This is a genomic window from Acidovorax sp. GW821-FHT10A04, assembly GCF_059415825.1.
In genome coordinates, this window is sequence record NZ_JBWKNZ010000016.1 from 21,303 (window position 1) to 47,149 (window position 25,847).

General features: G+C 66.8%; 24 protein-coding genes. 2 read left to right on the forward strand and 22 right to left on the reverse strand.

The window, feature by feature from the left end:
* Position 1: 1 nt before the first annotated feature.
* Both AC07PF_RS26730 and AC07PF_RS26735 read right to left on the reverse strand, forming a co-directional pair.
* Entirely contained in the window at positions 2–451 is a 450-nt protein-coding gene (locus AC07PF_RS26730; RefSeq protein ID WP_007852481.1) for a type II 3-dehydroquinate dehydratase, read from the reverse strand.
* A gap of 140 nt (positions 452–591) precedes the next feature.
* Complete coding sequence (locus AC07PF_RS26735; protein ID WP_494606258.1) at positions 592–1,548, reverse strand: TRAP transporter substrate-binding protein; 957 nt, start codon at positions 1,546–1,548, stop codon at positions 592–594.
* A gap of 244 nt (positions 1,549–1,792) precedes the next feature.
* Between AC07PF_RS26735 and AC07PF_RS26740 the strand changes: the two genes are divergently transcribed.
* On the forward strand, positions 1,793–2,575 hold the full coding sequence (locus AC07PF_RS26740) for an IclR family transcriptional regulator (RefSeq protein WP_007852485.1): 783 nt from the start codon (positions 1,793–1,795) through the stop codon (positions 2,573–2,575).
* Here the strand turns inward: AC07PF_RS26740 and AC07PF_RS26745 are convergent.
* The 19 genes from AC07PF_RS26745 to AC07PF_RS26835 all read right to left on the reverse strand — a co-directional run bounded on the left by AC07PF_RS26745 (position 2,572) and on the right by AC07PF_RS26835 (position 23,085).
* The gene (locus AC07PF_RS26745) at positions 2,572–3,150 is read right to left on the reverse strand and encodes a methylated-DNA--[protein]-cysteine S-methyltransferase (RefSeq protein ID WP_494613902.1); all 579 of its coding nucleotides are present in this window, start codon (positions 3,148–3,150) and stop codon (positions 2,572–2,574) included. The two genes, AC07PF_RS26740 and AC07PF_RS26745, sit on opposite strands and share 4 nt — an antisense overlap.
* A complete protein-coding gene (locus AC07PF_RS26750) occupies positions 3,140–4,045 on the reverse strand; it encodes an SDR family oxidoreductase (RefSeq protein WP_494613903.1) in 906 nt (301 codons plus the stop codon). The genes AC07PF_RS26745 and AC07PF_RS26750 overlap by 11 nt, the downstream gene beginning before the upstream one ends.
* Positions 4,042–4,986 (reverse strand): glutathione S-transferase family protein, encoded by a 945-nt coding sequence (locus tag AC07PF_RS26755; protein ID WP_494605913.1) that lies wholly within the window; start codon positions 4,984–4,986, stop codon positions 4,042–4,044. The genes AC07PF_RS26750 and AC07PF_RS26755 overlap by 4 nt, the downstream gene beginning before the upstream one ends.
* Positions 4,987–5,027: 41 nt before the next feature.
* Positions 5,028–6,713: an isovaleryl-CoA dehydrogenase gene (locus AC07PF_RS26760; protein WP_494613905.1), complete on the reverse strand. Its 1,686-nt coding sequence runs from the start codon at positions 6,711–6,713 to the stop codon at positions 5,028–5,030.
* The gene (locus AC07PF_RS26765; RefSeq protein WP_145698351.1) at positions 6,710–7,168 is read right to left on the reverse strand and encodes a GNAT family N-acetyltransferase; all 459 of its coding nucleotides are present in this window, start codon (positions 7,166–7,168) and stop codon (positions 6,710–6,712) included. The genes AC07PF_RS26760 and AC07PF_RS26765 overlap by 4 nt, the downstream gene beginning before the upstream one ends.
* 16 nt (positions 7,169–7,184) lie before the next feature.
* Positions 7,185–8,201, reverse strand: a complete 1,017-nt coding sequence (locus AC07PF_RS26770; protein WP_007852502.1) for an NADP-dependent oxidoreductase — start codon at positions 8,199–8,201, stop codon at positions 7,185–7,187.
* A 59-nt stretch (positions 8,202–8,260) separates the two neighbouring features.
* Positions 8,261–8,689 carry a PaaI family thioesterase gene (locus AC07PF_RS26775; RefSeq protein WP_007852505.1) on the reverse strand — a complete coding sequence of 143 codons (429 nt, stop codon included), beginning with the start codon at positions 8,687–8,689 and terminating at the stop codon, positions 8,261–8,263.
* A gap of 101 nt (positions 8,690–8,790) precedes the next feature.
* A complete protein-coding gene (locus AC07PF_RS26780; protein ID WP_007852506.1) occupies positions 8,791–9,585 on the reverse strand; it encodes an SDR family oxidoreductase in 795 nt (264 codons plus the stop codon).
* Between the two features lie 124 nt (positions 9,586–9,709).
* Positions 9,710–9,913 carry a hypothetical protein gene (locus tag AC07PF_RS26785; protein WP_494613906.1) on the reverse strand — a complete coding sequence of 68 codons (204 nt, stop codon included), beginning with the start codon at positions 9,911–9,913 and terminating at the stop codon, positions 9,710–9,712.
* Positions 9,913–11,775 (reverse strand): acyl-CoA dehydrogenase family protein, encoded by a 1,863-nt coding sequence (locus AC07PF_RS26790; protein ID WP_494613907.1) that lies wholly within the window; start codon positions 11,773–11,775, stop codon positions 9,913–9,915. Before AC07PF_RS26790 ends, AC07PF_RS26785 begins: the two co-directional genes overlap by 1 nt.
* A gap of 97 nt (positions 11,776–11,872) precedes the next feature.
* Complete coding sequence (locus AC07PF_RS26795) at positions 11,873–12,349, reverse strand: hypothetical protein (RefSeq protein ID WP_145698350.1); 477 nt, start codon at positions 12,347–12,349, stop codon at positions 11,873–11,875.
* A gap of 173 nt (positions 12,350–12,522) precedes the next feature.
* Positions 12,523–13,698: an acetyl-CoA C-acyltransferase gene (locus tag AC07PF_RS26800; RefSeq protein ID WP_145698349.1), complete on the reverse strand. Its 1,176-nt coding sequence runs from the start codon at positions 13,696–13,698 to the stop codon at positions 12,523–12,525.
* A gap of 93 nt (positions 13,699–13,791) precedes the next feature.
* Positions 13,792–15,891, reverse strand: a complete 2,100-nt coding sequence (locus tag AC07PF_RS26805; RefSeq protein WP_494613909.1) for a 3-hydroxyacyl-CoA dehydrogenase NAD-binding domain-containing protein — start codon at positions 15,889–15,891, stop codon at positions 13,792–13,794.
* Between the two features lie 186 nt (positions 15,892–16,077).
* Entirely contained in the window at positions 16,078–16,773 is a 696-nt protein-coding gene (locus AC07PF_RS26810) for an ABC transporter ATP-binding protein (RefSeq protein ID WP_007852516.1), read from the reverse strand.
* A 3-nt stretch (positions 16,774–16,776) separates the two neighbouring features.
* Positions 16,777–17,568 carry an ABC transporter ATP-binding protein gene (locus AC07PF_RS26815; RefSeq protein WP_007852517.1) on the reverse strand — a complete coding sequence of 264 codons (792 nt, stop codon included), beginning with the start codon at positions 17,566–17,568 and terminating at the stop codon, positions 16,777–16,779.
* Between the two features lie 8 nt (positions 17,569–17,576).
* Positions 17,577–18,935, reverse strand: a complete 1,359-nt coding sequence (locus AC07PF_RS26820) for a branched-chain amino acid ABC transporter permease (RefSeq protein WP_007852520.1) — start codon at positions 18,933–18,935, stop codon at positions 17,577–17,579.
* Positions 18,936–18,939: 4 nt separating this feature from the next.
* The gene (locus tag AC07PF_RS26825) at positions 18,940–19,893 is read right to left on the reverse strand and encodes a branched-chain amino acid ABC transporter permease (RefSeq protein ID WP_007852522.1); all 954 of its coding nucleotides are present in this window, start codon (positions 19,891–19,893) and stop codon (positions 18,940–18,942) included.
* Between the two features lie 184 nt (positions 19,894–20,077).
* A complete protein-coding gene (locus tag AC07PF_RS26830; protein WP_007852524.1) occupies positions 20,078–21,310 on the reverse strand; it encodes a branched-chain amino acid ABC transporter substrate-binding protein in 1,233 nt (410 codons plus the stop codon).
* A 131-nt stretch (positions 21,311–21,441) separates the two neighbouring features.
* On the reverse strand, positions 21,442–23,085 hold the full coding sequence (locus AC07PF_RS26835; RefSeq protein ID WP_494613910.1) for a 3-(methylthio)propionyl-CoA ligase: 1,644 nt from the start codon (positions 23,083–23,085) through the stop codon (positions 21,442–21,444).
* A 216-nt stretch (positions 23,086–23,301) separates the two neighbouring features.
* Here AC07PF_RS26835 and AC07PF_RS26840 point away from each other — a divergent pair, with 216 nt between their 5' ends.
* Entirely contained in the window at positions 23,302–23,988 is a 687-nt protein-coding gene (locus tag AC07PF_RS26840; RefSeq protein ID WP_494613911.1) for a Crp/Fnr family transcriptional regulator, read from the forward strand.
* A gap of 34 nt (positions 23,989–24,022) precedes the next feature.
* Here AC07PF_RS26840 and AC07PF_RS26845 read toward each other — a convergent pair whose 3' ends face one another.
* Complete coding sequence (locus tag AC07PF_RS26845; protein WP_494613912.1) at positions 24,023–25,729, reverse strand: carboxylesterase/lipase family protein; 1,707 nt, start codon at positions 25,727–25,729, stop codon at positions 24,023–24,025.
* Positions 25,730–25,847: the final 118 nt, after the last annotated feature.

Below are 25,847 nucleotides of genomic sequence, written 5' to 3' on the forward strand. Positions count from 1 at the left end.
GTCAGGCCGCCTGGGAGGCTTCGCGCAGGCTTTCCACCAGCGAGCGCAGCGCCGCCAGGTAGGAATGCGGGCCGAAGCCCTGCACCGTGGCCTTGACGGCCGGCGAGATGATGGAGTGCGCGCGCCAGGCCTCGCGCGCGGCGATGTTGGACATATGCACCTCGATCACCGGGAAGGGCATGGCCTTGATCGCGTCGTGCAGCGGCACGCCATGCTGCGTGAGGCCGGCAGGGTTCACCAGCGCGCCCTGCGCAGCGTCGATGTGCTCGTGCAGGAAGTCGATCAGCGCGCCTTCGTGGTTGGACTGCAGGATGCCGAGTTCCACGCCGAGCTCGGCGGCGAGCTTCTGCAGGCGCTCGTTGATCTGCGCCAGCGTGGTGGTGCCGTAGATATGGGGTTCGCGGCGCCCGAACAGGTTCAGGTTGGGGCCGTGGAGGACGAGGATTTTCATGGGGTGTTCAGGGTTGGGAGCGGCTGACAATGCTCAGCGAAGCGGTTCTGGCTAGGCGCTACACGTCTGATTGATTGCAGGCAGTGCGCATAGCACGACAAGACGCAGCAACGACGCCAGAAGAGTTTTGCCAGGCGCTCTTACTTGCGGATGCGGGCCAGTTCGTCGTTGTAGAGCTTCACGATGGCCGGGTCGTAGGTGGCCGCGAACTTCTCGATCACCGGCTTGGCGATCTGCTGCATGCGTGCCAGCTCGGCGGGCGCGATCTCGTTGTAGGCCATGCCCTTGGCCTGCAGGTCGCCCACCGAGCGCTGCGCTGCGGCGCGGCTCACCTGGCGCTGGTAGCCACGCGCCTCGTTGGCGGCATCGTTCATCATCTTCTGTTCGGCGGGCGAAAGCTGGTCCCAGAACTTCTTGCTCACCAGCACGATGTTGGCGGCGTACACGTGGTTGGTGGCGCTCACGTACTTCTGCACCTCGAACATCTTGTTCGACAGGATCACCGCATAGGGGTTCTCCTGGCCGTCCACGGCCTTGGCTTCCAGCGCGCCGTAGAGTTCGGCGAACGGCATGGGCACGGGGTTGGCCTTGAAGGCCTTGAAGGTCTCGAGGAACACCGGGTTCGGGATCACGCGCAGCTTGAGGCCGTCGAAGTCATCGGCCTTGGTGATGGCGCGCTTGCTGTTGGTCACGTTGCGAAAGCCCAGGTCCCAGTAGCCCAGGGCCACCAGGCCCTTCTCGGGCAGCTTGGCGATCAGTGCCTGGCCCAGCGGGCCATCGAGCAGCGCATCGGCCTGGGCGAAGTTGGCCACGGCGAACGGGAAGTCCACCAGCCCGAATTCCTTGACGATGCCGGCCAGCGAGGTGGTGGCCGGTGCCGACATCTGCTGCACGCCGCCCTGCAGCGCCGACTGCTGCTGCATCTCGTTGCCCAGCTGCGAGGCCGGGAACTCCATCACTTTCATCTTGCCGCCGCTCTTGGCGGCCAGCAGCTCGCCAAAGCGCTTGACGCCGAAGCTCACGGGGTGGTCGGCGTTGTTCAGGTGGCCGAAGCGGATCACGCGCTCCTGCTGGGCGGCGGCGGGCAGCGAAGCCATCAGCAGGGACAAGCCGGCGGCCGCCAGGATGCAAGCAGTTTTTCTCACGGGACATCTCCATCAAAAGTCGGACCAGGGACATGCATCCGGAACACCGGTTGCGCCTTGGGATGAATCGTAGTTAAAAAGTGGAAACTCTTTCCATAGTAGAAACCCTTTAACAAATTTTGGTACATTGCCGCCATGTGGCTGGCCCCCGTAGGGCCTGTCCGCAGGAAGACGACCACCGAAAGAGACCCACGCCATGAGCAGCATCCTCGAGCGCAGCTTCAAAGTCCTGGAGCACCTGGCCCCGCACCCCGAGGGCAAGGCCCTGTCGAGCCTGGCCTCCGAGCTCGACATGCCCCTGAGCGCCACGCACCGCCTGCTGGCCGAGCTGGTGCGCTGCGGCTACGTGCGCCAGGACCACAGCCAGGGCAACTACATGCTGACCATCAAGCTGGTGTCGCTGGGCCTGGGCTTCCTGAGCGCCACGGGCGTGGTGGACATCGCCCAGCCCCTGCTGGACCGGCTGGCCGCCGAATCCGGTGAGCTGGTGCGCCTGGCCGTGGTCGATGGGGACGAGCTGACCTTCGTGGCCAAGGCCCAGGGCGCCGTGCGCGGCCTGCGCTACGACCCGGACATGGGCCTGTCGGTCAACCTGTCGTGCAGCTCGGCCGGCCATGCCTGGCTGTCCACCATGAGCGACGAGGAAGCGCTGGCCCTGGTATCGCGCCAGGGCTTCGGCAAGCCCGAGGATTACGGCCCCAATGCCCCGACCACCGTCAAGGAGCTGCTGGCCTACCTGCGCACGGCGCGCCAGCTGGGCTTCAGCACCATCGTCGAGGTCTTCGCGCCGGCCATGACGGCCATGGCCGCACCCATCCGCCGGGGCAATGGAACGGTACTGGGGGTGGTGACGATCGCCGGCCCGCTGGTGCGCCTGACGCCCGAGCGCATGCAGGCCCTGGGCCCTGCGCTGCTGAACACCACGCACGACCTGGCACTGGCCAGCGGGGGGTCTGCCTTGTTGAAGAAACGCGGTTAGGACCTGGGCGCGAACAGCGCCAAGGTGTCGTGGGCGAAGGCGCCCTCGATCTCCAGCATGCGCATCTTGGTGGCCGCGCCGCCGCCAGCGGAAAACCCTCCCGTCTTGCCACCTGCGGCCAGGATGCGATGGCACGGCACCACCGGCGCAAACGGGTTGTGCCCCAGTGCCTGGCCCACGGCGCGCGCGGCCCCCGGCTCGCCCAGGGCGGCGGCCATCTCGCCATAGGTCATGGTCTTGCCGGGCGGGATGCGCCGGGCCAGCTCATAGACACGGGCATTGAAGGGCGGCACACCCTCGGTGGCCAGCGGCACATCGAGCAGGTCGTCGTGCGCGCCCGCGAGCAGGGCCACCACGCGCGCCGCCCAGGCGGCCACCTCGGGCGGCATGGGCGATTCGGGCGCGCCTGGAAAGCGCCGCTGCATGCGTGCGCGGGTGTGCGCCTCGCCCGCGTCCTCGGGCAGCTGCACGCCGACCAGCAGGGGGCCATCCCAGGCCAGGCCGCAATGCCCCACCGCCGTGGCGAACAGCGCAAAGCCCTGGGCTGCCGATGGCCCGCGCTTTTCAGTCTGCACGCAGCGCGGCCTTGAGCTGGGCACCGATCTCGGGCTTGCTCGCAAAGGGGTCGGTGGGGTTGCGCATCTGCATGATGTCTTCCATGCGCGTCTGCACCGAGGCAATCGCCTGCGGGTGGCTGTAGATGTAGAACTGGCGCTGCGCGACGGCATCGAAGACCTTCTGGGCCACCTCGGCCGCCGTCACCTTGCCGCTGCCCACGGCCTTGTCGGTCATGGCCTGGCCGATGAGCTGGCTGCGCGTGGGCTTGCCGGCCTGCAGCTCGCCGGGGCGGTTGCGGTGGCTCTGGCTGATGCCCGTGGGCACGAAGAAGGGGCACAGCACGCTGGCGCTGACCTGGTCGGTCACCAGGGCCAGATCCTGGTAGAGGGTTTCGGACAGGCTCACCACCGCGTGCTTGCTCACGTTGTAGACGCCCATGTTGGGCGCATCGACCAGGCCGGCCATGCTGGCCGTGTTGACGATGTGGCCGCGCCAGGCCGGGTCCTTCTTCGCGGCGGCGAGCATCATGGGGGTGAACAGGCGCACGCCGTGGATCACGCCCCAGAGGTTCACGCCCAGCACCCACTCCCAGTCCTTGGCGGTGTTTTCCCACACCAGGCCGCCCGCGCCCACGCCGGCATTGTTGAACACCAGGTGCGGTGCGCCGAAGCGCTGCTCCACGTCCACCGCAAGCTGTTCCATCTGCCCGGCGTCGGACACATCCACCTTGCGCGCCAGCACCTGCGCCCCCGCAGCCTGCGCCTCGGCGGCAGCCGCGTCGAGCGCGTCCTGCTGCACATCCACCAGCACCAGGTTCATACCCAGGCGCGCACCGATGCGCGCGCATTCGAGGCCGAAGCCCGAACCCGCGCCCGTGAGCACGGCTGTCTTGCCCTTGAAGTCGTCGATCATGTTGCTTTCTCGGCCTTTCGCAATGTGTAGCCAATCCGGGGGAAGTGCACGTGCAGCAGGCCCGCGCGCGGGTCGGTGCGGCGCAGGGTGTAGCGGGTGCGGGTGGCGGCGATCAGCTCGCCCTCCGTGGGCTCGGTGCCGAAGCTCTCGGCGGCAATCGTCACCAGACTGCCCAGGGCAATGCCATGGTCGTCCTGGAAGACGTCGTCGGCCAGGGGCAGCGGGTCCAGGCCGGCGGCCACGGTGATGGCGTCTTCGGAACTGAGCTTGTCCATGCGGCCATGGCCCAGGGCCGCCACGCGGTCCATCCATTCGAGCACGGCGGGCGTGGCGCTGAAGATGTCGGCCATCACCGGCACGCACTGGCGCGTGAACCACAGTGGGTGGTAGGCGGCGAAGTCGGCCAGGCAGGGCTCGGCGCCGAACAGGAAGTCATGCTCCTCGGCCATGTGCGCGATGCGGCGCAGGTAGGAGCGGTAGGCCGCCGTGGCATCGGCCGAGCGCAGGCGCTGCATGCCGGCGCTCATCTCGCGGCGGTCCTCGCCAAAGGCCTGGGCGGCACCCGGCGGCAGGTTGGCGAACATGACCGCCGCACCCTTGGGCTGCAGGTTGTAGGCCATGGCGGCCCAGAACAGGGTGGTGTCGGCCCACTGCGCGAACACGCGCGCCACGCCCTTCAAGTGCGGCGGGTAGAGCACGGGCTCGGGCTGCACATGCTCGAGCACGTCGCAGATCAGGGCCGAGTCGCAGTAGATGTCGGCGCCGATCTGCAGGAACGGCGTCTTGCGGTAGCCGCCCGTGAGGGCCACCACATCGGGCTTGGGCGCGATGCTGGGGATGATCACCGACTTCCAGGCCAGTTGCTTGTAGCCCAGTGCCAGGCGGATCTTTTCCGAGAACGGGGACGAGGGGTAATGGTGCAGGATCAGGGAGGTGGTCATCAGGTGCTCTCCGGCAAGACTGTGTTGGTGGGTGGCGTCGCTCATGCAGGCAGTGCGCGGTCCAGCAAGGCATCGAAATCCACGCCCGCGCCCAGCGTGCCGAAACTGTAGCCCCAGTCGCCGCCCAGGCGCGAGTCGCAGAAGGCGCCGAACACGCTGGCCGGCGCGCTCTTGTACAGCAGCGCGGCCTGCACGGTTAGGGCCACGTCCTGTGCCAGGCGCCGGGCCTCGGCCTCGGTGGTCATGGCGTCCACGCGCAGCGGCAGTGCGCTGGCCATGCGGTCCAGCGCCGCATGGGCACCGCGTGCCGGGGCCAGTTCGTCGGCCAGTGCGGCCGCGGTGTCGGCGCGGCGCACGGCGCGCAGCAGGTCCAGCGCCATGATGTTGCCCGCGCCTTCCCAGATGGAGTTGAGCGGCATCTCGCGGTAGATGCGGGCCATGGTGCCTTCGCCGCCCTCCTCCACATAGCCGTTGCCGCCCAGGCATTCCATGGCCTCCTGCGCGAACGCGCTGCCGCGCTTGCAGATCCAGAACTTGGCCACGGGCGTGAGCAGGCGCGCCATCACGGCCTCATGGGGGTTGCTGTCCTTGTTGTCGAAGGCGCTGGCCAGGCGGATGGACAGGGCCGTGGCGGCCTCGCTCTCCAGCGCCAGGTCGGCCAGCACGTTGCGCATCAGCGGCTGCTCGATGAGCTTCTTGCCGAAGGCCATGCGCTGGCGCGTGTGCTGCAGCGCCAGCGACAGCGCCTGGCGCATGAGGCCGCTGGTGCCCAGCGCGCAGTCCAGGCGCGTCATGGTGCCCATCTCGAGGATCTGGGCCACGCCGCGCCCCTCCTCGCCCACGCGCCAGGCCAGGGCGTCGACGAACTCGACTTCGGAGCTCGCGTTGGCGTGGTTGCCCAGCTTGTCCTTCAGGCGCTGGATGCGGATGGCGTTGAGGCTGCCGTTGTCACCTTCCGATGGCAGCACGCGCGGCAGGAAGAAACAGGTGAGCCCGCCCGGCGCCTGGGCCAGCACCAGGAAGGCATCGCACATGGGGGCCGAGAAGAACCACTTGTGGCCCGTGAGCCGGTAGCGCGCGCCCCAGGCGTCGCTGCCATCGGCCACGGCCTGGGTGGTGTTGGCGCGCACGTCGGAGCCGCCCTGCTTCTCGGTCATGCCCATGCCCATGGTGAGCGCAGACTTCTCTGAGAACAGCGCCAGGCGCGGGTCGTAGCGGGTGCTGGCCAGGCCGGTGCTCCAGTCGGCCCACACGGCGGGGTTGCCGCGCAGCGCTGGCGTCACGGCATAGCTCATGGAGACCGGGCACAGCACCGAGGGCTCGGTTTCGGTGAAAAGCATGAAGCCGGCCGCGCGCTCCAGGTGCGCATGCGCGGCGCCTGCGTCCGTGCGCGACCAGGGCGTGGCATGCAGGCCGTGGCGCAGCGCGGCGCCGATCAGGGCGTGGTAGCTCGGGTGGAACTCCACCGCATCGGTGCGGCGGCCCACGCGGTCGTGCGTGTGCAGCTCGGGCTTGTGGGTGTTGGCCAGGCGCGCATGCTCCTGCATGGCGGCCGAGCCCATCTCGGCGCCCAGGGCCGTGAGGCCGCTCCTGTCCAGGCCCGGAGCATGCAGGGCCACGGCGTCCTGCAGCGGCCGGTTGCTGGTGAACAGGTTCACATCCGAGAGCGGCGCGCTCTGGTTGAAGACCGTGTGCGTGGCCGATACCGTCGAAGACAGAGAGGTCATGGGGAACTCCACAGCATTTCGATATGGGGGATGTCGTCCTCGAGGTACTCGTCCGACACCGCCACGAAACCCAGGCTGCCATAAAAGCGCTGCAGGTGCGCCTGGGCGCTGATGCGCACACCACGGCCCGGCCACACCTGGCGGCAGCGGGCCAGCCCTTCCTGCATCAACAGGCGCCCCGTGCCATCGCCACGCGCCTCCTTGGCAGTGACCACGCGGCCGATGGAGGGCTCGGGGTAGTTCACGCCCGGGTCCACCACGCGCAGGCAGGCCTGCAGCGCACCGGCACCATCGTAGCCCAGCAGGTGCCAGGATTGCTTGTCGGCCCCGTCCGGGTCCTGGTAGGGCCCCTGCTCCAGGATGAAGACCTTGCAGCGCAGCGCCAGCGTGTCGTGCAGGGCATGCACGCCGAGGTCATCGAAGCGGGCCCAGGTCCAGTGCAGGTTCAACGCCATGTGCGGGTGCGCTCCTTCAGATGAGTTTGACCAGTTGCTTGCCGAAATTCTTGCCCTTGAGCAGGCCGAGGAAGGCCTCGGGCGCGGCGGCGATGCCTTCTGCAACGGTCTCGCGCGGGCGCAGCTTGCCGGTGCCCACCAGGGTGCCCAGTTCCTTCAGCGCCTCGGGCCAGACTTCCATGTGCTCGCTGACGATGAAGCCTTCGATCTTCATGCGGTTGATCAGCATCAGCGCGGGGTTGGCCATGGGCAGGGGCTGGCCATCGTAGCCGGCGATCATGCCGCACAAGGCCACGCGGCTGAAGGCGTTCATGCGCAGCATCACGGCGTCCATGATCCAGCCGCCCACGTTCTCGAAGTAGCCGTCGATGCCCTTCGGGCAGGCTTCCTTCAAGGCCTTGGACATGGCCTTCACGTCGCTGTGCTCCTTGTAGTCGATGCAGGCGTCGAAGCCCAGTTCCTCGACCGCATAGCGGCACTTGTCGGCACCGCCCGCAATGCCCACGGCGCGGCAGCCGCGCGCCTTGGCCAGTGCAGCAAAGGCGCTGCCCACGGCGCCCGTGGCGGCGCTCACCACCACGGTGTCGCCTTCCTTGGGGGCGATGATCTTCACCAGGCCGTACCAGGCCGTAACGCCGGGCATGCCCACCGCGCCCAGGTAGTGCGACAGCGGCACATGCGTGGTGTCCACCTTGCGCAATGCACCGGGCGTGTTGGCGTCGACCACGCTGTACTCCTGCCAGCCGCCCATGCCCACGACCTTGTCGCCGACGGCGTACTTGGGGTTCTGGCTCTCGGCCACCTCGCCCACGGTGCCGCCGATCATGACTTCGCCGAGGCCCTGGGACGCCGCGTAGCTCTTGCTCTCGTTCATGCGGCCGCGCATGTACGGGTCCAGGCTCAGGAAATGGTGGCGCACCAGCACCTGGCCGTCCTGCAGCGCGGGCGTGTCGCTGGCGACGAGCTTGAAGTTGCCGGCCACGGCCTCGCCCTGCGGGCGGTTGTCGAGCACGATCTGTTGGTTGCGGGCCATGGGGAACTCCTTGGAAAACAATGGGGTTGTGGAGAGGCCCATGGCCTCTCGGAAAAAACTCAGTCGCTCGAAATCGACTTCAGCGGCTGGCCGGTGGCCGGGTCTACCGCCCGGCGCACGTACTTGAAGGTGCCTGTCGCATGGCTGCACAGGCGGCCCTCGGCGTCATAGACCGAGGCCTCGGTGAAGGCCATCGATGCCGTGCGGTGCAGCAGGCGGCCCTTGGCCACCAGCGGGCCGCGCGCGGCCTGCATGAAGCTGGTCTTCATCTCGATGGTGACCACGCCGTGGTCCGGCGTCTCGCTGCGCGCTGCGGTGGCCATGGTCACATCCAGCAAGGTCATGGTGGCGCCGCCATGCGTGACCTCGAAGGAATTGAGGTGCTCAGGCGCCGCCTCGTAGTGCAGCTCCGACTCGCCCTGCTGCATGCGGTGCAGCGTGAAGCCCAGGTGGCTGACAAAAGGAATGGGAACACCGAAATTCAGCACAGGCAACTCCAGAATGCAAAGGGAGAGACTGCAAGCATAGACCCTGCCGCCCCCCTGAATGGCAGGCCCGCGCGCCATGGGCGCGCAGGCCTTGAACGGCCTCAGCCGCCCGTGACGATGCTCACGCCGCCGTCCACCGCCAGCCACTGGCCGGTGATGTGCTTGCCGGCGTCCGACGCATACAGCGCGCACAGGCCCTTGAGGTCCTCGTCGTCGCCCAGGCGGCCCAGCGGCGCGTGGGCGGCCAGGGCCTCCTCGCCCATGGCCTTCAGGGTGCCCACCGTCATCTTGCTCGGGAAGAAGCCCGGGCAGATGGCGTTCACGCGGATGTTGTACTGGCCCCATTCGGCGGCCAGCGCACGCGTGAAGTTGATCACCGCGCCCTTGGAGGTGTTGTAAGCAATGGTGTTCATGCCCTTGGGGTTGCCGCCCAGGCCGGCGATGGAGGCCACGTTGATGATGCTGCCGCTGCGCCGGCCGATCATGCTGTGCTTGGCGATGTGCTGCGACAGGATGAAGTAGCCGCGCACGTTGAGGTTCATGACCTTGTCCCAGGCTTCCACGGGGTGGTCTTCGGCGGGCGCGCCCCAGGCGGCGCCGGCGTTGTTGAGCAGGATGTCGACATGGCCCAGGCGCGCCAGGGCTTCCTCGCCCAGGCGGCGGATGTCGGCCTCGTTGGCGCAATCGGCGGCGATCCACTGGGCGTCGATGCCGGCAGCCTTCAATTCGGCAGCGGCCTCTTCCAGGTCGGACGCCTTGCGCGAGCTCAGCAGCACCTTGGCGCCGGCCTCGCCCAGCGCCTGTGCCAGTTGCAGGCCCAGACCGCGCGAGCCGCCGGTCACCAGGGCGGTCTTGCCGGACAGGTCGAACAGTTGTTGGATGGTGCGGGTGGTCATGTCGTCGTCTCCTTGGGTTTGTCGTCGGTGGATGCGCAGGGCATGGTTGCCATGCGCTCTGAAAAACGGGGCAGCGCAGGAATTGTGCGGCGCAACCAAGGTGCGCCGTGTCGCCTGTGCGATTTCAGGCGCTGGACTTCAGGCGCGAGCGCACGCCGATCAGCACCACGCCCACGGCCGCCAGCCCGCCGCCGGCAGCCGACAGCGCCCAGCCCAGCGCCTCGTCGGCACGGGCCGTGGCAAGCCCCAGCACCAGCGTGAGCAGGCCGCCGTAGATCAGCGCCCAGATGAGCTGGTGCATGCGCTCCAGTGTCTGCGGTGCGGCCATCAGAAGGCGTCCTCGGGGAATACCGCGCAGGTCGCGTCGCGGGTGCTGACGACCTGCAGCCAGGCGCCGATCTTGGGCAGCTCGTAGTGGAAGAAAAAGCGCATGGCCCCCATTCTGCCCACACCCGCGGGCTGCGCCAGCGCCGGGTCGGCCTGCAACGTGGCCAGGGCCACGTCCAGCCAGACCCAGGCCAGCACTGTGTGGCCGAAGGCCTGCATGTAGGGCACGGCGTTGGCCAACGCATCGGTGGGCTGGCCCGTGGACCAGGCGGCTTTGGTGGTGGCTCCCACCTGCTGCAGCGCGCTGCCCAGGGCATTGGCATGCGCGGCCAGCGCTGGCACCTGGATGGCGCGCTCGATGGTGGCGTTGATGCGCGCCGCCAGCAGTTGCAGGCCGCGGCCGTTTTCCATCAGCACCTTGCGGCCCAGCAGGTCCATGGCCTGGATGCCGTGCGTGCCTTCGTGGATCATGTTCAGGCGGTTGTCGCGCCAGTACTGCTCCACCGGGAAGTCGCGCGTGTAGCCATAGCCACCATGGATCTGGATGGCCAGGCTGTTGGCCTCCAGGCACCACTCGCTGGGCCAGCTCTTGGCGATGGGAGTGAGCACTTCCAGCAGCAGGCGCGCCTCGTCGGCCGCGGCCGAATCGCCCGTGGCCTGCTCATCCACCAGGCGCGCGCAGAACAGGTTGAGCGCGAGCGCGCCTTCGCCGTAGGACTTTTGCGCCAGCAGCATGCGTTTCACGTCGGCGTGCTCGATGATGCGCACCTGCGGCTGCGCCACGTCCTTGACCACGGCGGCGGCCGCGGCATCCTTGTCCTTGGGGTTCTGCACCGGGCGGCCCTGCGGGCGGTTCTTCGCGTAGTCGAGGCTCGCGTAGTAGCCCGCCAGGCCGAGCACGGTGGCCGCCATGCCGATGCCGATGCGCGCCTCGTTCATCATGTGGAACATGCAGTGCAGGCCCTTGCCGGCCTGGCCTACCAGGTAGCCCACGGCACCGGCCTCGCCATCGACCGGGTACTTGCCCTCGCCGAAGTTGAGCAAGGTGTTGGTCGTGCCGCGCCAGCCGAGCTTGTGGTTCAGGCCCGCCAGCGCCACGTCGTTGCGCACGCCGGTCAGGTTGCCGTCGGTGTCCACCAGCTTCTTGGGCACGATGAACAGCGAGATGCCGCGGGTGCCGGGCACCAGCTTGCCATCGGGCCCGGGGATCTTGGCCAGCACCAGGTGGATGATGTTCTCGGTGAGCTCGTGCTCGCCGGCCGAGATCCACATCTTGTTGCCCTTGAGGCGGTAGCGCGGCCCCAGCGGGTCGCTTTCGAAGCCTGCGCCGTCGGGTACGGCGCGCGTGGCCACGTCGCTCAGGCTGGAGCCGGCCTGTGGCTCCGACAGGCACATGGTGCCCGAGAAGCGGCCCGAGAATTCGTTGAGCGCGAACACGGTCTTCTGCGCCTCGGTGCCATGCACCATGAGCAGGTTGGCATTGCCCACCGTGAGCAGGCCCGAGCCCATGCTGATGGACGCCAGGCCGAAGAAGCTGTTGGCCGCAGCCTCCACCGTGTAGGGCAGTTGCATGCCGCCGATGTCGTAGTCCTGCGCGGCGCTGAGCATGCCCGAGGCCGCATAGGCCTTCTGCGCATCGTGCGTGCACTGGGGCAGCGTGACCTTCTCGCCGTCGAAATGCGGTTCCTGCGTGTCGACCGTGCGGTTGAACGGCGCGTACTTCTCGCGCGCGATGCGCTCGCAGGTGTCGAGCACGGCGTCGAAGGTGTCGCGCGAATGGTCGGCAAAGCGCTCGCGCTCGGGCAGGGCCTGGGCCTCGAGCCACTGGTAGAGAAGGAATTCGACGGTGGGGCGGTAGCTCATGTGTGAAAACCCTGGAGAAAACGCGCACACAGCGCAGGGATGGGCCACCGGACCGCACCGCCGCCGCGCGGGGCGGCGGTCACATGCCTGGCGGCGACTATTTCTTGTGGTTCAGGACGACTTCGGAAAAGCACCAGTAGTCCATGTCGTCATTGGGGTTCTGCTGGCAGTTGTTCTCGCCGATCTGCAGGCGCCGCGCACCGGCCGGCAGGCTGGCGAACTGGACCTTCAGGGTCTTGCGCTTGCCGGGACGGATCTGGTCCATGCCGTTCTCGCACGACATCAGGCCCGTGCTGCTTTCCTGCTTCAGCACCTTGCCGCTGTCCAGGTCCTTGAGCATGAATGCTTCCGGCTTGTGGCTGGGCTGGGCGCAGGCCTCGACGATGTCCCGCTTGCTGCTGTTGCGCAGCACGATGGTCACCGTGGTGCGCTCGGGCGTGATGGCCACCTCCTGCAGGATGGTGTCGGGGTCATCGGCCAGCGGCTGGTTGAGCCGGTAGCTCTGCGCATGGGCGACAGTGCCCACAGTGGATACGACCAGGACGGCCAGGGCTGCGCAAACCTTCGTGAACATGGATGGATCTCTCTTGATGGAATGGTGATTGTTGTAGGCCTGGGGCGGCGCGCAGCCGTGGCCACACGCCGCCTGCAGACCGGCCGCTGAAACGGCCGGTCTGCATTGTCCCCAAACCCGGTGTGAGCAAACGTAAGCGCCGTAACGCCTGCGCGCCCCTCACCAGAGACCCATCAAAGCACTTCGAAGATGCCCGCAGCGCCCATGCCGCCGCCGATGCACATGGTCACCGCCACGCGCTTGGCGCCGCGGCGCTTGCCTTCGATCAGGGCGTGGCCGGTCAGGCGCTGGCCCGACACACCGTAGGGGTGGCCCACGGCGATGGCACCACCGTTGACGTTCAGGCGGTCGGCCGGAATGCCCAGCTTGTCGCGGCAGTACAGCACCTGCACGGCGAAGGCTTCGTTCAGCTCCCACAGGTCGATGTCGTTGACGGTGAGGCCGAGCTTCTTGAGCACCTTGGGCACGGCGAACACCGGGCCGATGCCCATTTCGTCGGGCTCGCAGCCGGCCACGGCGAAGCCGAGGAAACGGCCCAGGGGTTTGAGGCCCTTCTTGCTGGCGTACTCTTCGCTCACCACCACGCAGGCACCGGCGCCGTCGGAGAACTGGCTGGCATTGCCGGCCGAGATCAGGCCGCCGGGCAGCGCCGAGCGCAGGCCGCTGATGGACTCGACCGTCGTGCCTTCGCGCGTGCCTTCGTCCTTGCTCAGGGTGACCTGCTTGGTGATCAGGCCCAGGTTCTTGTCGGCCACGCCGGCCGTCACGGTGATGGGGGCGATCTCGGCATCGAACAGGCCCGCGGCCTGCGCTGCGCAGGCCTTCTGCTGGCTGGCGGCGCCGTACTCGTCCATGGCTTCACGGCCGATGTTGTAGCGCTTGGCCACCTGCTCGGCGGTCTGCAGCATGCTCCAGTAGATTTCGGGCTTGACCTTGTCCAGGGCCAGGTCGCGCAGCATGTGGATGTTCATTTCCTGCTGCACGCAGGAGATGCTTTCCACGCCGCCGGCCACGTACACGTCGGCTTCGCCGGCGATGATGCGCTGGGCCGCCAGGGCAATGGTCTGCAGGCCCGAGGAGCAGAAACGGTTGACCGTGACGCCCGACGCCGTGACCGGCAGGCCGGCGGCCAGCGCGATCTGGCGCGCGATGTTGGCGCCGGTGGCGCCTTCGGGGTTGGCACAGCCCATGATGACGTCTTCGACGTCGGCGCCGTCGATGCCGGCGCGCTCGATGGCGTGCTTGACGGCATGGCCGCCCAGCGTGGCGCCATGGGTCATGTTGAGGGCACCCTTCCAGCTCTTGGCGAGCGGGGTACGGGCGGTGGAAACGATCACTGCGGAGGTCATGGGAAAAATCCTTTCAGGGGTGGAACGCACCGGTGGCCGCCAGGGGCGTGCGCATCATCCGGTGCGGCTTCACTGCATCAATCGGTGGTTCGCTCAGGCGAACGCCTTGCCTTCGGCTGCCAGCTTGGCCAACAGCGGCGCGGGCTTCCAGAACTCCGCATCGTCGTTGGGGTTCTTGGCAAAGCGGTCCATGGCCTGCACCACGTTGAACAGGCCGACTTCGCTGGCGTAGTGCATGGGGCCGCCACGGTAGATGGGGAAGCCGTAGCCCGTGAGGTAGACCATGTCGATGTCGCCGGACTTGCTGGCGATGCCGTCTTCCAGGATGTGCGCGCCTTCGTTGACCAGGGCGAACACCAGGCGCTGCACGATTTCCTCGTCGGAGATCTTGCGCGGCGTGATGCCCAGCTCCTTGCGGTGGTCTTCGATCATCTTGTTGACCAGATCGCTCGGGATCGCGTCGCGCTTGCCGGCCTGGTAGTCGTACCAGCCTGCGCCGGTCTTCTGGCCGAAGCGGCCCAGCTCGCACAGCTTGTCGGCCGTGCGGCTGTACTTCATGTCGGCGCGCTCGACGGCACGGCGCTTGCGGATCGCCCAGCCGATGTCGTTGCCGGCCAGGTCACCCATGCGGAACGGGCCCATGGCAAAGCCGAACTTCTCGACCGCGCGGTCCACCTGCTGGGGCGTGGCGCCTTCGTCCAGCAGGAAGCCGGCCTGGCGGCTGTACTGCTCGATCATGCGGTTGCCGATGAAGCCATCGCACACGCCCGAGACCACCGAGGTCTTCTTGATCTTCTTGCCGATGGCCATCACGGTGGCCAGCACGTCCTTGGACGTCTTGGCACCGCGCACCACTTCCAGCAGCTTCATCACGTTGGCGGGGCTGAAGAAGTGCATGCCCACCACGTCTTCGGGGCGCTTGGTGAAGGCGGCGATCTTGTCCACGTCCAGCGTGGAGGTGTTGGAGGCCAGGATCGCGCCGGGCTTCATCACGGCGTCGAGCTGCTTGAACACGGCTTCCTTGACGCCCAGCTCCTCGAACACGGCCTCGATCACGAGGTCGGCATCCTTGAGGTCGGCATAGTCGAGCGTGGTCGTCAGCAGGGCCATGCGCTGCGCGTACTTGTCTTCCTTGAGCTTGCCCTTCTTGACCTGGGCTTCGTAGTTCTTCTTGATCGTGGCCACGCCGCGGTCCAGGGCTTCCTGCTTGGTCTCCAGGATCTTGACGGGAATGCCCGCGTTCAGGAAATTCATGGAGATGCCTCCGCCCATGGTGCCGGCACCGATCACGGCGACCGACTTGATTTCGCGCTTGGGCGTGTCGGACGGCACGTCAGGGATCTTGGACGCTGCGCGCTCGGCCATGAACAGGTGGCGCAGGGCGCGCGACTCGGGCGTCCACATCAGGTTGATGAAGATCTCGCGCTCGAACAGCATGCCGTCGGCAAACTTGCGCTTGGTGGCAGCCTCGACCGCGTCCACGCACTTGGCAGGCGCGGGGTAGTTCTTGGCCATGCCCTTGACCATGTTGCGCGCGAACTGGAAGTAGGCGTCGCCTTCGGGGTGCTTGCAGGGCAGGTTGCGCACCAGCGGCAGGGGGCGCACCTCGGCCACGCTCTGGGCAAAGGCCAGGGCTTCGGCGGCCAGCGCCTCGGGCGAGGCCACGAGCTTGTCGAACAGCTTCTGGCCGGGCACGGAGCCGATCAGCTCGCTCTTGACGGGTTCGCCGCTCACGATCAGGTTCAGGGCGGCTTCGACGCCGATCACGCGCGGCAGGCGCTGCGTGCCGCCGGCGCCGGGGATCAGGCCGAGCTTGACTTCAGGCAGCGCAATGCTGCAGCCAGGGGCCGCCACGCGGTAGTGGCAGCCCAGGGCCAGTTCCAGCCCGCCGCCCATGGCGACGGTGTGCATGGCGGCCACGACCGGCTTGGCCGAGTTCTCGATGGCGGCGATCACCGACAGCAGGTTGGGTTCCTGCAGAGACTTGTCGGTGCCGAACTCCTTGATGTCGGCGCCGCCGGAAAACGCACCGCCAGCGCCGGTGATGACGATGGACGTGACCGCTGGATCGGCATTGGCGCGGCCGAGGCCGTCCACGATGCCTTGGCGGGTTGCCAGGCCCAGTCCGTTGACGGGGGGATTGGCCAGGGTGATCACGGCAACGGAGCCGTGGACTTTGTATTCAGCGGTCATGCTGTTGTTCCTTGGAGAGTGAAAAAGAACGATCGTGCGTTTTTATTGTAGAGACTTCGCGCGGCCCTGGCGTGTCAATTTGTCCCGGTGGGGACATGGCTCCTGGCCGCCAACCCGTCTCTTCGGGCAAAAAAAGAGGCGCCATGAGCTATCAGGCGCCTCTCTGTCATGCGTTGGCCGGAGTCGTCAGACCTCCAGCCACTCCTTGCGGATGTAGTTGTCGGCACGCAGGCTGTCGGGCGTGCCCTGGAAGACGATGGAGCCGTGGCCCATCACCAGCGCGCGGTCCGAGATCTTCATGGCGATGGTCAGCTTCTGCTCGATCAGCAGCACCGAGATGCCGCGCGCCTTGATGGTCTGCAGGTACTGGCCCACCAGTTCGACGATCTTCGGTGCCAGGCCTTCGGTGGGCTCGTCGATGATGATCAGGTCGGGGTCGCCCATCAGCGTGCGGCACAGCGTGAGCATCTGCTGCTCGCCGCCGGACATCACGCCCGCCTCGGTGTGCTGGCGCTCCTTGAGGCGTGGGAACATCTCGTACATGTCGTCGAACGACCAGCGGCTGCCCTTGCCGTTGCCCTTCTGGCCGAGCAGCAGGTTCTGGTGCACGGTGAGGTTGGGGAACACGTCGCGGCTCTCGGGCACATAGCCCAGGCCCAGGTGGGCGACCTCGTAGGCCTTCTTGCCGTTGAGGTCCTGGCCCTTGAAGTTGACCGTGCCCTCCCAGTCCACCAGGCCCATGATGGCCTTGGCGGTGGTGGATCGGCCCGAGCCGTTGCGCCCCAGCAGCGCCACGATCTCTCCGGGCTGCACTTCGAAGCTCACGCCATGCAGCACATGGCTCTTGCCGTAGTAGGCGTGGAGGTTGTCAATTTTCAGCATAAATCAGTGTCCCGCGCCCTGCTCGTCGGCCACGGCCGAACCCAGGTAGGCCTCCTGCACGCGCGCATTGGCGCGCACCTTGTCGGGGGTGTCGAAGGCGATCACCTCGCCATAGACCACCACGGCGATCTTGTCGGCCAGGCCGAACACCACGCCCATGTCGTGCTCCACGGTCAGCAGGGTGCGGCCCTCGGTCACCTCCTTGATGAGGTGGATGAAGCGCGTGGTCTCGCTCTTGCTCATGCCGGCCGTGGGCTCGTCGAGCAGGATCACGTTGGCGCCACCGGCGATGGTGATACCGATCTCCAGGGCGCGCTGCTCGGCGTAGGTCAGGTTCATGGCCAGCGTGTCGCGCTTCTTGTCGAGCTTGATCATCTCCATGAGTTCCTTGGCACGCTGGTTGGCATCGTGCAGGTTCGACAGGAAGCGCAGGAAGGTGTAGCGGTATCCCATGCTCCACAGCACGCCGCAGCGCAGGTTCTCGAACACGCTCAGCTTGGGGAAGATGTTCGTGATCTGGAAGCTGCGCGACAGCCCCATGCGGTTGATCTCGTACGGGGCCAGGCCGTTGATGCGCTGACCGTTGAGGATCACGTCGCCGCTGGTGGGGGCGAAGCGCCCGCTGATGAGGTTGAACAGGGTGGACTTGCCGGCGCCGTTGGGGCCGATGATGGCCACGCGTTCGCCGGGTGCCACCACGAGATTGGCACCGCGGATGATCTCGGTCTTGCCGAAGCTCTTGCGCAGGTCACGCAGTTCGAGCGCACAGCCTGCGGACGATGGATTGGCGGTCATGGTAGTGCTCACAGCGCCTCTCCCCGCTTGATGGCATGTTCGATCTCTTCCTGGATGGTGCTCCACTGGCGCAGGAACTGGCGCCGGCACATCTCGAACAGCGCCAGCCCGGTGAGGAACACGAAGCCCGCACCGAACCAGGCCGTGAGGCCCTTGGCATCGACCATGGCGCCCAGGAACTTGAGCTCGGACCCGAGGGCCGCGTTGAGCTGCAGGTGGTAGGTCATCTCCACCATGCAGGCGGCGCCCAGCACGGCCACCAGGCCGGTGCCGGCCAGACCCAGGTAGGACACCCAGAGCTGGCGCAGCTTGCCGTACTTGGCGACACGCAGGTTCATCATGATCAGGCTGGCGATGCCGCCGGGCGCATACATCACCATGAACAGGAACACCAGGCCCAGGTACAGCAGCCAGGCCTTGGAGATCTCGGACAGCAGCACCGAGGCCAGCACCAGCAGCACGGCGCCGATGATGGGCCCGAAGAAGAACGTGGCCCCCCCCAGGAAGGTGAACAGCAGGTAGCCGCCCGAACGCAGCACGTTCACGCTGTCGGCACCGGTCACGATCTCGAAGTTGATGGTGGCCAGGCCGCCGCCGATGCCCGCGAAGAAGCCCGCGATGATGAACGCGAAGTAGCGCACGCGCTGCGTGTTGTAGCCGATGAACTCCACGCGCTCGGGGTTGTCGCGCACCGCGTTGAGGATGCGCCCGAGCGGCGTGCCCGTGAAGGCGAACATGGCCGCCGTGCAGACGAAGCAGTAGGCCGCGATCAGGTAATACACCTGCATGCCGGAGCCGAAGTTCAGCCCGAAGAAGGGCTTGCCGTAGACGCGGTCGGTGGTGATGCCGCCCTCGCCGCCGAAGAACTCGGGGAACATCAGCGCCATCGAGGCCACGAGCTCACCGATGCCCAGCGTGATCATGGCGAAGGTGGTGCCCGACTTCTTGGTCGTCACGAAGCCGAGCAGGATCGCGAAGAACATGCCGGCCAGCCCTCCGACCAGCGGGATGAGCACCAGCGGGATCGGCATCTCGCCCTTGCCCGCCATGTTCATGGCATGGATGGCGATGAACGAGCCCAGGCCGGTGTACACCGCATGCCCGAAGCTGAGCATGCCGCCCTGCCCCAGCAGGATGTTGTAGGACAGGCAGATGATGATCAGGTAGCCGATCTGCGAGAGCATGGTCAGCGCCAGGCTGCTGCGGAACACGTGCGGCGCCACGATCAGCATCGCGGCGAACAGCGACCAGATGACGAAGCGGCCCACGTTCCAGGGCTTGAAGCGGTAGTGCGCAGCCCCCTGCGAGGCAGCGGGTGGGTTGGCGTGCGGTGCGGCGCCGGAGACGGTAGTGGTGGATGAGGTCATGGCATCAGTCCTCGCGGGTGCCCAGAAGGCCCTTGGGACGGAAGATCAGGATGAGCACCAGGAACAGGTACGGAAGAATGGGCGCCACCTGGGAGATGGTGAGCTTGAGCAGGGGGTAGCCGAAGGTCTGGTCGGTCACGGCCACACCGAGCGGGCGCAGCACGTGGATCATCGAGTAGTCGAGCGCCACGGCGAAGGTCTGCACCACGCCGATGAGCAGCGAGGCCAGGAAGGCCCCGGCCAGCGAGCCCATGCCCCCGACCACCACCACCACGAAGATGATGGAGCCGACCGACGCCGCCATGGCGGGCTCGGTCACGTAGGTGTTGCCGCCGATCACGCCGGCCAGGCCGGCCAGGGCCGCACCGCCGCCGAACACCAGCATGAACACGCGCGGCACGTTGTGGCCCAGGGCCTCGACCATCTCGGGGTACTTGAGCGCCGCCTGGATCACCAGGCCGATGCGGGTGCGCGTGAGCAGCAGCCACACCGACAGCAGCATCAGGATGGCGATCAGCATCACGAACGAGCGCGACTTGGGGAACTGCGTGCCGTACAGGCTGAACAGGGGGCCCTGCAGTTGCTCGGGCAGGCCATAGGGCACCGTGGCACGGCCCCAGATCAGCTGCACCACTTCGAGGATCAGGTAGGACAGGCCGAAGGTCACGAGCAGCTCGGGCACATGGCCGAACTTGTGCACGCGGCGCAGGCAGTAGCGCTCGAACGCGGCGCCCAGCGCAAACACGATCAGCGGCGAAACCACCAGCGCCGGCCAGAAGCCGATGACGCCAGAAATGCTGTAGGCAAAGTAGGCCCCCAGCATGTAGAAGCTGGTGTGCGCAAAATTGAGCACACCCATCATGCTGAAAATCAGCGTGAGTCCCGAGCTCAGCATGAACAGCAGCAGCCCGTAGCTCACGCCGTTGAGCAGGGAGATCACGAAAAACTCAAGATTCATCGCAAATTTTCACAACAAGGGTAAAAAAAAGGCCCGAGCCAGGTCGGGCCTCCAGAAACAATGAAGAGCGGATCACAAAACTCAGCGAAGCGGTTCTGGCTAGGCGCTGCGTCGCAGGCAGTACGGTCAGTACGACAAGACGCGGCAACGACGCCAGAAGAGTTTTGTTAGCCGCTCAGAGGCCTTAGGGGCGCTTCATCTGGCACGAGGTGGGCGTGCTGGCCACGAAGGGCTCGTAGTACTTCACCGGCGTGAAGGTGTAGCCGGTGCTCTCCGAATCGAGCGGGAACTTGCCGCCGGCCTTCTCCCACTTGGAGATGAACAGGCCCTGCTGCAGCTGGTGGTCGGTCTTGCGCATCTCGACCTCGCCGTTGAAGCTCTTGAACTTCATGCCTTCCAGGGCGGCGGCCACCTTCACGGGGTCGGTGGACTTGGTCTTCACGAAGGCCTCGGTGAGCATCGAGAAGGCGTGGTACACGGAGCCGGTGTACATGTCGTCGTTGAACTTCTTCTTGTAGTCCACCACGATCTTGTTGAGTTCGCCCGGCAGGTTGATGTGCGCGTAGGCCACCATGTACACGCGGCCTGCAGCGGCGGCACCCATGGCCGTGGGGCTGCCGGTGACCGAGCCGTAGTAGGTGTAGAAGTTGACGTTGTTCAGGCCGGCGTCGTTGGCGGCCTTGATCAGCAGCGCCAGGTCGGAGCCCCAGTTGCCGGTGATCACGCTGTCGGCGCCCGACTGCTTGATCTTGGCGATGTAGGGCGAGAAGTCACGCACCTGGGCCAGGGGGTGCAGGTCGTCGCCGACGAACTGCACGTCAGGGCGCTTGCGGGCCATGATTTCCTTGGCGAACTTGGAGACCTGGTGGCCGTGCGAGTAATTCTGGTTGATCAGGTAGACCTTCTTGACCTCGGGAATGTCCTTCATGAAGGTGGTCAGCGCTTCCATCTTCATGGAGGTGTCCGCATCCAGGCGGAAGTGCCAGTAGCTGCACTTGCTGTTGGTCAGGTCCGGGTCCACGGCAGCGTAGTTCAGGAACACGACTTCCTTGCCGGGGTTGCGCGCGTTGTGCTTTTCCAGCGCGTCGATGATGGCCAGGGCCGGGCCCGAGCCGTTGCCCTGCACCACGTAGCGCGCGCCCTGGTCCATGGCCGAGCGCAGGGCGCTGGTGGTCTCCTGCGGACTGAGCTTGTTGTCGATGCCGATGATCTCGAACTTCACTCCGGCAGCGTTCTTCTTGTTGAACTCTTCGGAGACGAACTGGAAGCTCTTGAGCTGGTTGGTTCCCACGGCCGCCATCAGGCCCGAAAGCGGGTCGAGCCAGGCGATCTTGACGGTCTCACCTTTTTGAGCGAACGCCGCGCCAGCGCTCGCCAACAGGACGGTGGCTGCTACAGCCTTCATAGCGAATTTCATGGTTCTGTCTCCTTGTAAATCGACACGACGCAGCGTACCGCGTTGCAACACGACGCCCCTCAGGGATTGCCCCTACCGGCGTCGCACACGTGACTGGCGCAGTGCTCCCCCGAGCACCGCACCAATCTGGATCACAGGCCCGGAAGCCTGTAGTCCTTCAGTTGCTCACGCAACTTTGTCTTGAGCATCTTGCCCGTGGCACCGAGGGGAATCGCCTCCACGAACACCACGTCATCGGGGATCTGCCACTTGGCGGTCTTGCCTTCGAAGAAGGCCAGCAGCTCCTCGCGTGTGACCTCGGCACCGGGGCGCCGGACCACGGCCACGATGGGGCGCTCGTCCCACTTGGGGTGCGGCATGCCCACGCACGCGGCCATGGCAATGGCCGGGTGGGCCATGGCGATGTTCTCGATGTCGATGGAGCTGATCCATTCGCCGCCGGACTTGATCACGTCCTTGCTGCGGTCGGTGATCTGCATGAAGCCGTCGGCATCGATGGTCGCCACGTCGCCCGTGGGGAACCAGCCGCGCCCGTGCTTGTCCTTGACCAGCGGGTGGCCGCCCTCGCCCTTGAAGTAGCTGTCCACGATCCACGGGCCCTTGACCAGCAGGTCGCCATAGGTCTTGCCGTCCCAGGGCAGCTCCTCGCCATCGCCGCCGACGATCTTCATGTCCACGCCATAGATCGCGCGGCCCTGCTTGAGCAACACCTTCATCTGCTCTTCCTTGGGCAGCTCGAGGTGCTTGTTCTTGAGCGTGCACAGCGTGCCCAGCGGGCTCATCTCGGTCATGCCCCAGGCGTGCAGCACTTCGACGCCGTAGTCTTCCTTGAAGGCATGGATCATGGCCGGTGGGCAGGCCGAGCCGCCGATCACCGTGCGCCTGAGCGTGGAGAACTTCAGGCCCGCCGGCTTCATGTGGCCCAGCATCATCTGCCAGACGGTGGGCACGCCGGCGGCGTAGGTCACCTTCTCGGCTTCGATCAGTTCGTAGATCGACTTGCCATCCATGGCCGGGCCAGGGAACACCAGCTTGCAGCCGGTGAGCGCGGCCGAGTACGGAATGCCCCAGGCATTGACGTGGAACATGGGCACCACCGGCAGCACCGAGTCGCGGGCCGAGAGGCACATCACGTCGGGCAGCGCCGCGGCATAGGCATGCAGCGTGGTCGAGCGGTGGCTGTACAGCGCGGCCTTGGGGTTGCCCGTGGTGCCGCTGGTGTAGCACATGCTCGAAGCCGAGTTCTCGTCGAACTCGGGCCAGGCGTAGTCGGGCGACTGCGCACCGATCCAGGCCTCGTAGCTCGTGAGGCCGGGGATGCCGGAGTCCGCGGGCAGTTTGTCGGCGTCGCACAGCGCCACCCATTTCTTCACCGTGGGGCACTTGGCGTGCACGGCCTGCACCAGGGGCAGGAAGGTCAGGTCGAAGCACAGCACCTGGTCTTCGGCGTGGTTGGCGATCCAGGCGATCTGCTCGGGGTGCAGGCGCGGGTTGATGGTGTGCAGCACGCGGCCAGAGCCGGAGACGCCGAAGTACATCTCCATGTGGCGGTAGCCATTCCAGGCCAGCGTGGCCACGCGGTCGCTGAACTCCAGGCCCAGGCCGTCCAGGGCATTGGCCAGGCGGCGTGCACGCTGGGCCAGGTCCTTGTAGGTGTAGCGGTGGATGTCGCCCTCCACGCGCCGCGAGACGATTTCGGCGTCGCCATGGTGGCGTTCGGCGAACTCGATCAGCGACGAGATCAACAGGGGTTGGCTCTGCATCAGGCCCAGCATGTGTGCTCCTTGGATTTTGTGGTGAAAGTGGCAATCATCGTAACGCGCGCAGGCCTGCTGCGGGGTCTCCGAAGCGCCCCTTTCGGCTGCGTGCCACGCGGCTTTGCTGGCTGCGCAGTGTGCAGCGCGGGGCCTGCCGCGCCAACACCTGTCGCCCACCCGACAAAGGCCAAGGGATTACCCTGAACGGCGGGGGCTGCAGCGACAATCCGCGGCATGCTCTGCACCGCCCCGCACGCCCAGCGCTTCATCACCGCCCAGCCCTGGTTTGCCGGGCTGCCGGCCGCCACGCAGGAGCGCGTGCGCGCCGGGGTGTTCGAGGAAAGCGGCGACAAGGGCGATGTCATGAAGCCCGCCGGCAGCGCGGTGCAGGGCTGGCATGCCGTGCTCTCGGGCCTGGTGATGCTGCAGAGCCCGGCCAGCCGCGGCCGCTCGTCGGCCTTCATCGGCGTGCCCGACGGCGAGTGGTTCGGCGAAGGCTCGGCCATGAAGCCCGAGCCGCGCAGATACCACGTGGTGGCATTGCGCCCTACCCGGCTCATGTGCCTGCCGCTGCCCGTGTTCGCCGAACTGCGCGAGACCAGCCTGGCGTTCAACCAGTTCCTGGTGCTGCACCTGAACATGCGGCTCGGCCAGGCCATGACCATCATCGAGGCCGGGCGCACGCAGTCCACCGAGCACCGCGTTGCGCTGTACCTGAGCCGCCTGTTCTGGCGCAGCACGCGCCGGCTCAACCTCACGCAGGACGAGCTGGGCCAGCTCGTGGGCCTGTCGCGCCAGACGGTCAACCGCGTGCTGCGCACGCTCGAAGGCATGGGCATCGTGTCGCTGGATTTCGGCAAGGTGGCCATCGTGGACGACGATGCGCTGAACGCATACCTCGCCGCCACCGCAGCAGCATGAACGGACATGGGAAGCAGCATCAGGCCTTGTACCCTTACTGAACGCTCAGGCGCGTGGCCTTCAGGTCGGCATCGAAGATGAACTTGCGCGGCCAGGGCTGCCATTCCTGGCCCAGGCCGGCATGGTTGGGGTTGCCGGTGTGCACGAAGGCACGCACGCTGTCCATCATCACGCCCGAGAGCGCCAGCCGGCCCGGCTGGTTGGCCGTGCTGTTGGCTGCCTTGGCCAGCAGCGAGGGGCCGAAGTTGCCGAACACGAAGGGCAGGTCGAAACCATGGGCCGCACCGTACACGTCGTTCCAGGGCGCCGGCTGCTGGGCCCAGTTGAACTGGTAGCTCCAGACGTTGGACTGCTGGGTGCGCAGGGTGTTGAGCAGGCTGTCGCGGCTGGGCTCGATGAACACGCTGCCCAGGAGCTTCATGCGCGCGTTGTAGCCCGTGCCGGGTGCCGTGACCGGCAGGTAGGACGGATCGATGATGTCCGCCGTGGTGAGCGTGGTGGCCGCGTCGGGATTGAAGGCCTGCGTCATCGCGAAGCGCTCGGCATCGCTGATCTTCATGCCCGGCTTGCCGCCCAGCAGCGCCAGGAAGGGCGCGAACAGCTTGGCCTCATCGGCCGTGTAGCCCGAGAGCACCGGCACCTTGTGGTAGCGGCCGGCGGCCATCTCGGCGATCGGATCGGCGGGCAGCACCACGTTGTCGGGAATGGGGCCGGAGCCCGTGAGCCCCGCGCGCAGCACCGTCTGCAGCACCACGCGGCCATCCTTGCCGCGCAGGTAGCTGGCAGTCTGCGCAGGCGTCCAGCCGGCAACCACGGCCGCAGCGCCCATCGTGTCGGAAGCCAGACCATCGGCCTGCACCAGGGCGCCGAGCAAGGCGGCCGACTGCGCTGCGTACTTGGACGCCGGATTGAGCGTGGGAATCGAGCCCGCGGGCAACTGGCTCGCCAGCGAGGTACCGCCACTGATCGGCAGGGCCTTGTGGAACAGGCCTGCGGCCTGGGGCGAGGTGAGCAGCGCCAGCACGTTGCCGGCACCGGCCGACTGGCCCATCAGCGTGACGTTGCCCGCATTGCCACCGAAGTTGCCGATGTTGCGCTGGATGAAGGACAGCGCCTGCACGTTGTCGAGCAGCGCGTAGTTGCCGGTGTAGGCCTGCGTGCCGGTGTGCAGCTGCGGCATCTGGAAGAAGCCCAGCACGTCGAGCCGGTAGTTGGCCGTGACCACCACGGCATTGGCCGAGCGTGCCAGCGCCGCGCCGTCGTAGACCGGGTCGGCCGTGTAGCCCGAGATGGCGCTGCCGCCATGCAGGAACAACAGCACGGGCAGGTTGTCCTGCGTGGTCGCGGGGCGCCAGATGTTCAGCGTCAGGCAGTCCTCGCTGCCCACGGGCGTGCCCAGGGTCTGGCCAATGCTGTCGTCGAAGCGGTTGTTGGCCCCGGGGCCGTACAGGCGCCCCATCTGCAGGCAGGCATTGCCAAAGCGCGTGGCATCGCGCTCGCCGCTCCAGGCCACGGGCGCCACCGGCGGCTGCCAGCGCAGGTCGCCCACGGGGGGCCTGGCAAAGGGGATGCCCTTCCACGCATAGGTGCCCGTGCTGGCGCTGGCATCCACGCCGCGCACCGTGCCGTACGCGGTCTCGCGCACCTCGGGCGGGGTGCTGGAACCACCGCCGCAGCCGGCGACCGCCAGCACGGAAAGAACTGCTCCCAGGCATTGGGCACGCCAGCGCACATCAACCATGTCTTGTCTCCTTCGGGGTTTTCTGGAATGGGTCGGGCCTCTGGCTCGGGTACAACCGGGAACAGGGCACAACCTCGACCGTGATTGTGGAAAGCAGCTGGCCATTCGTTACTATCGC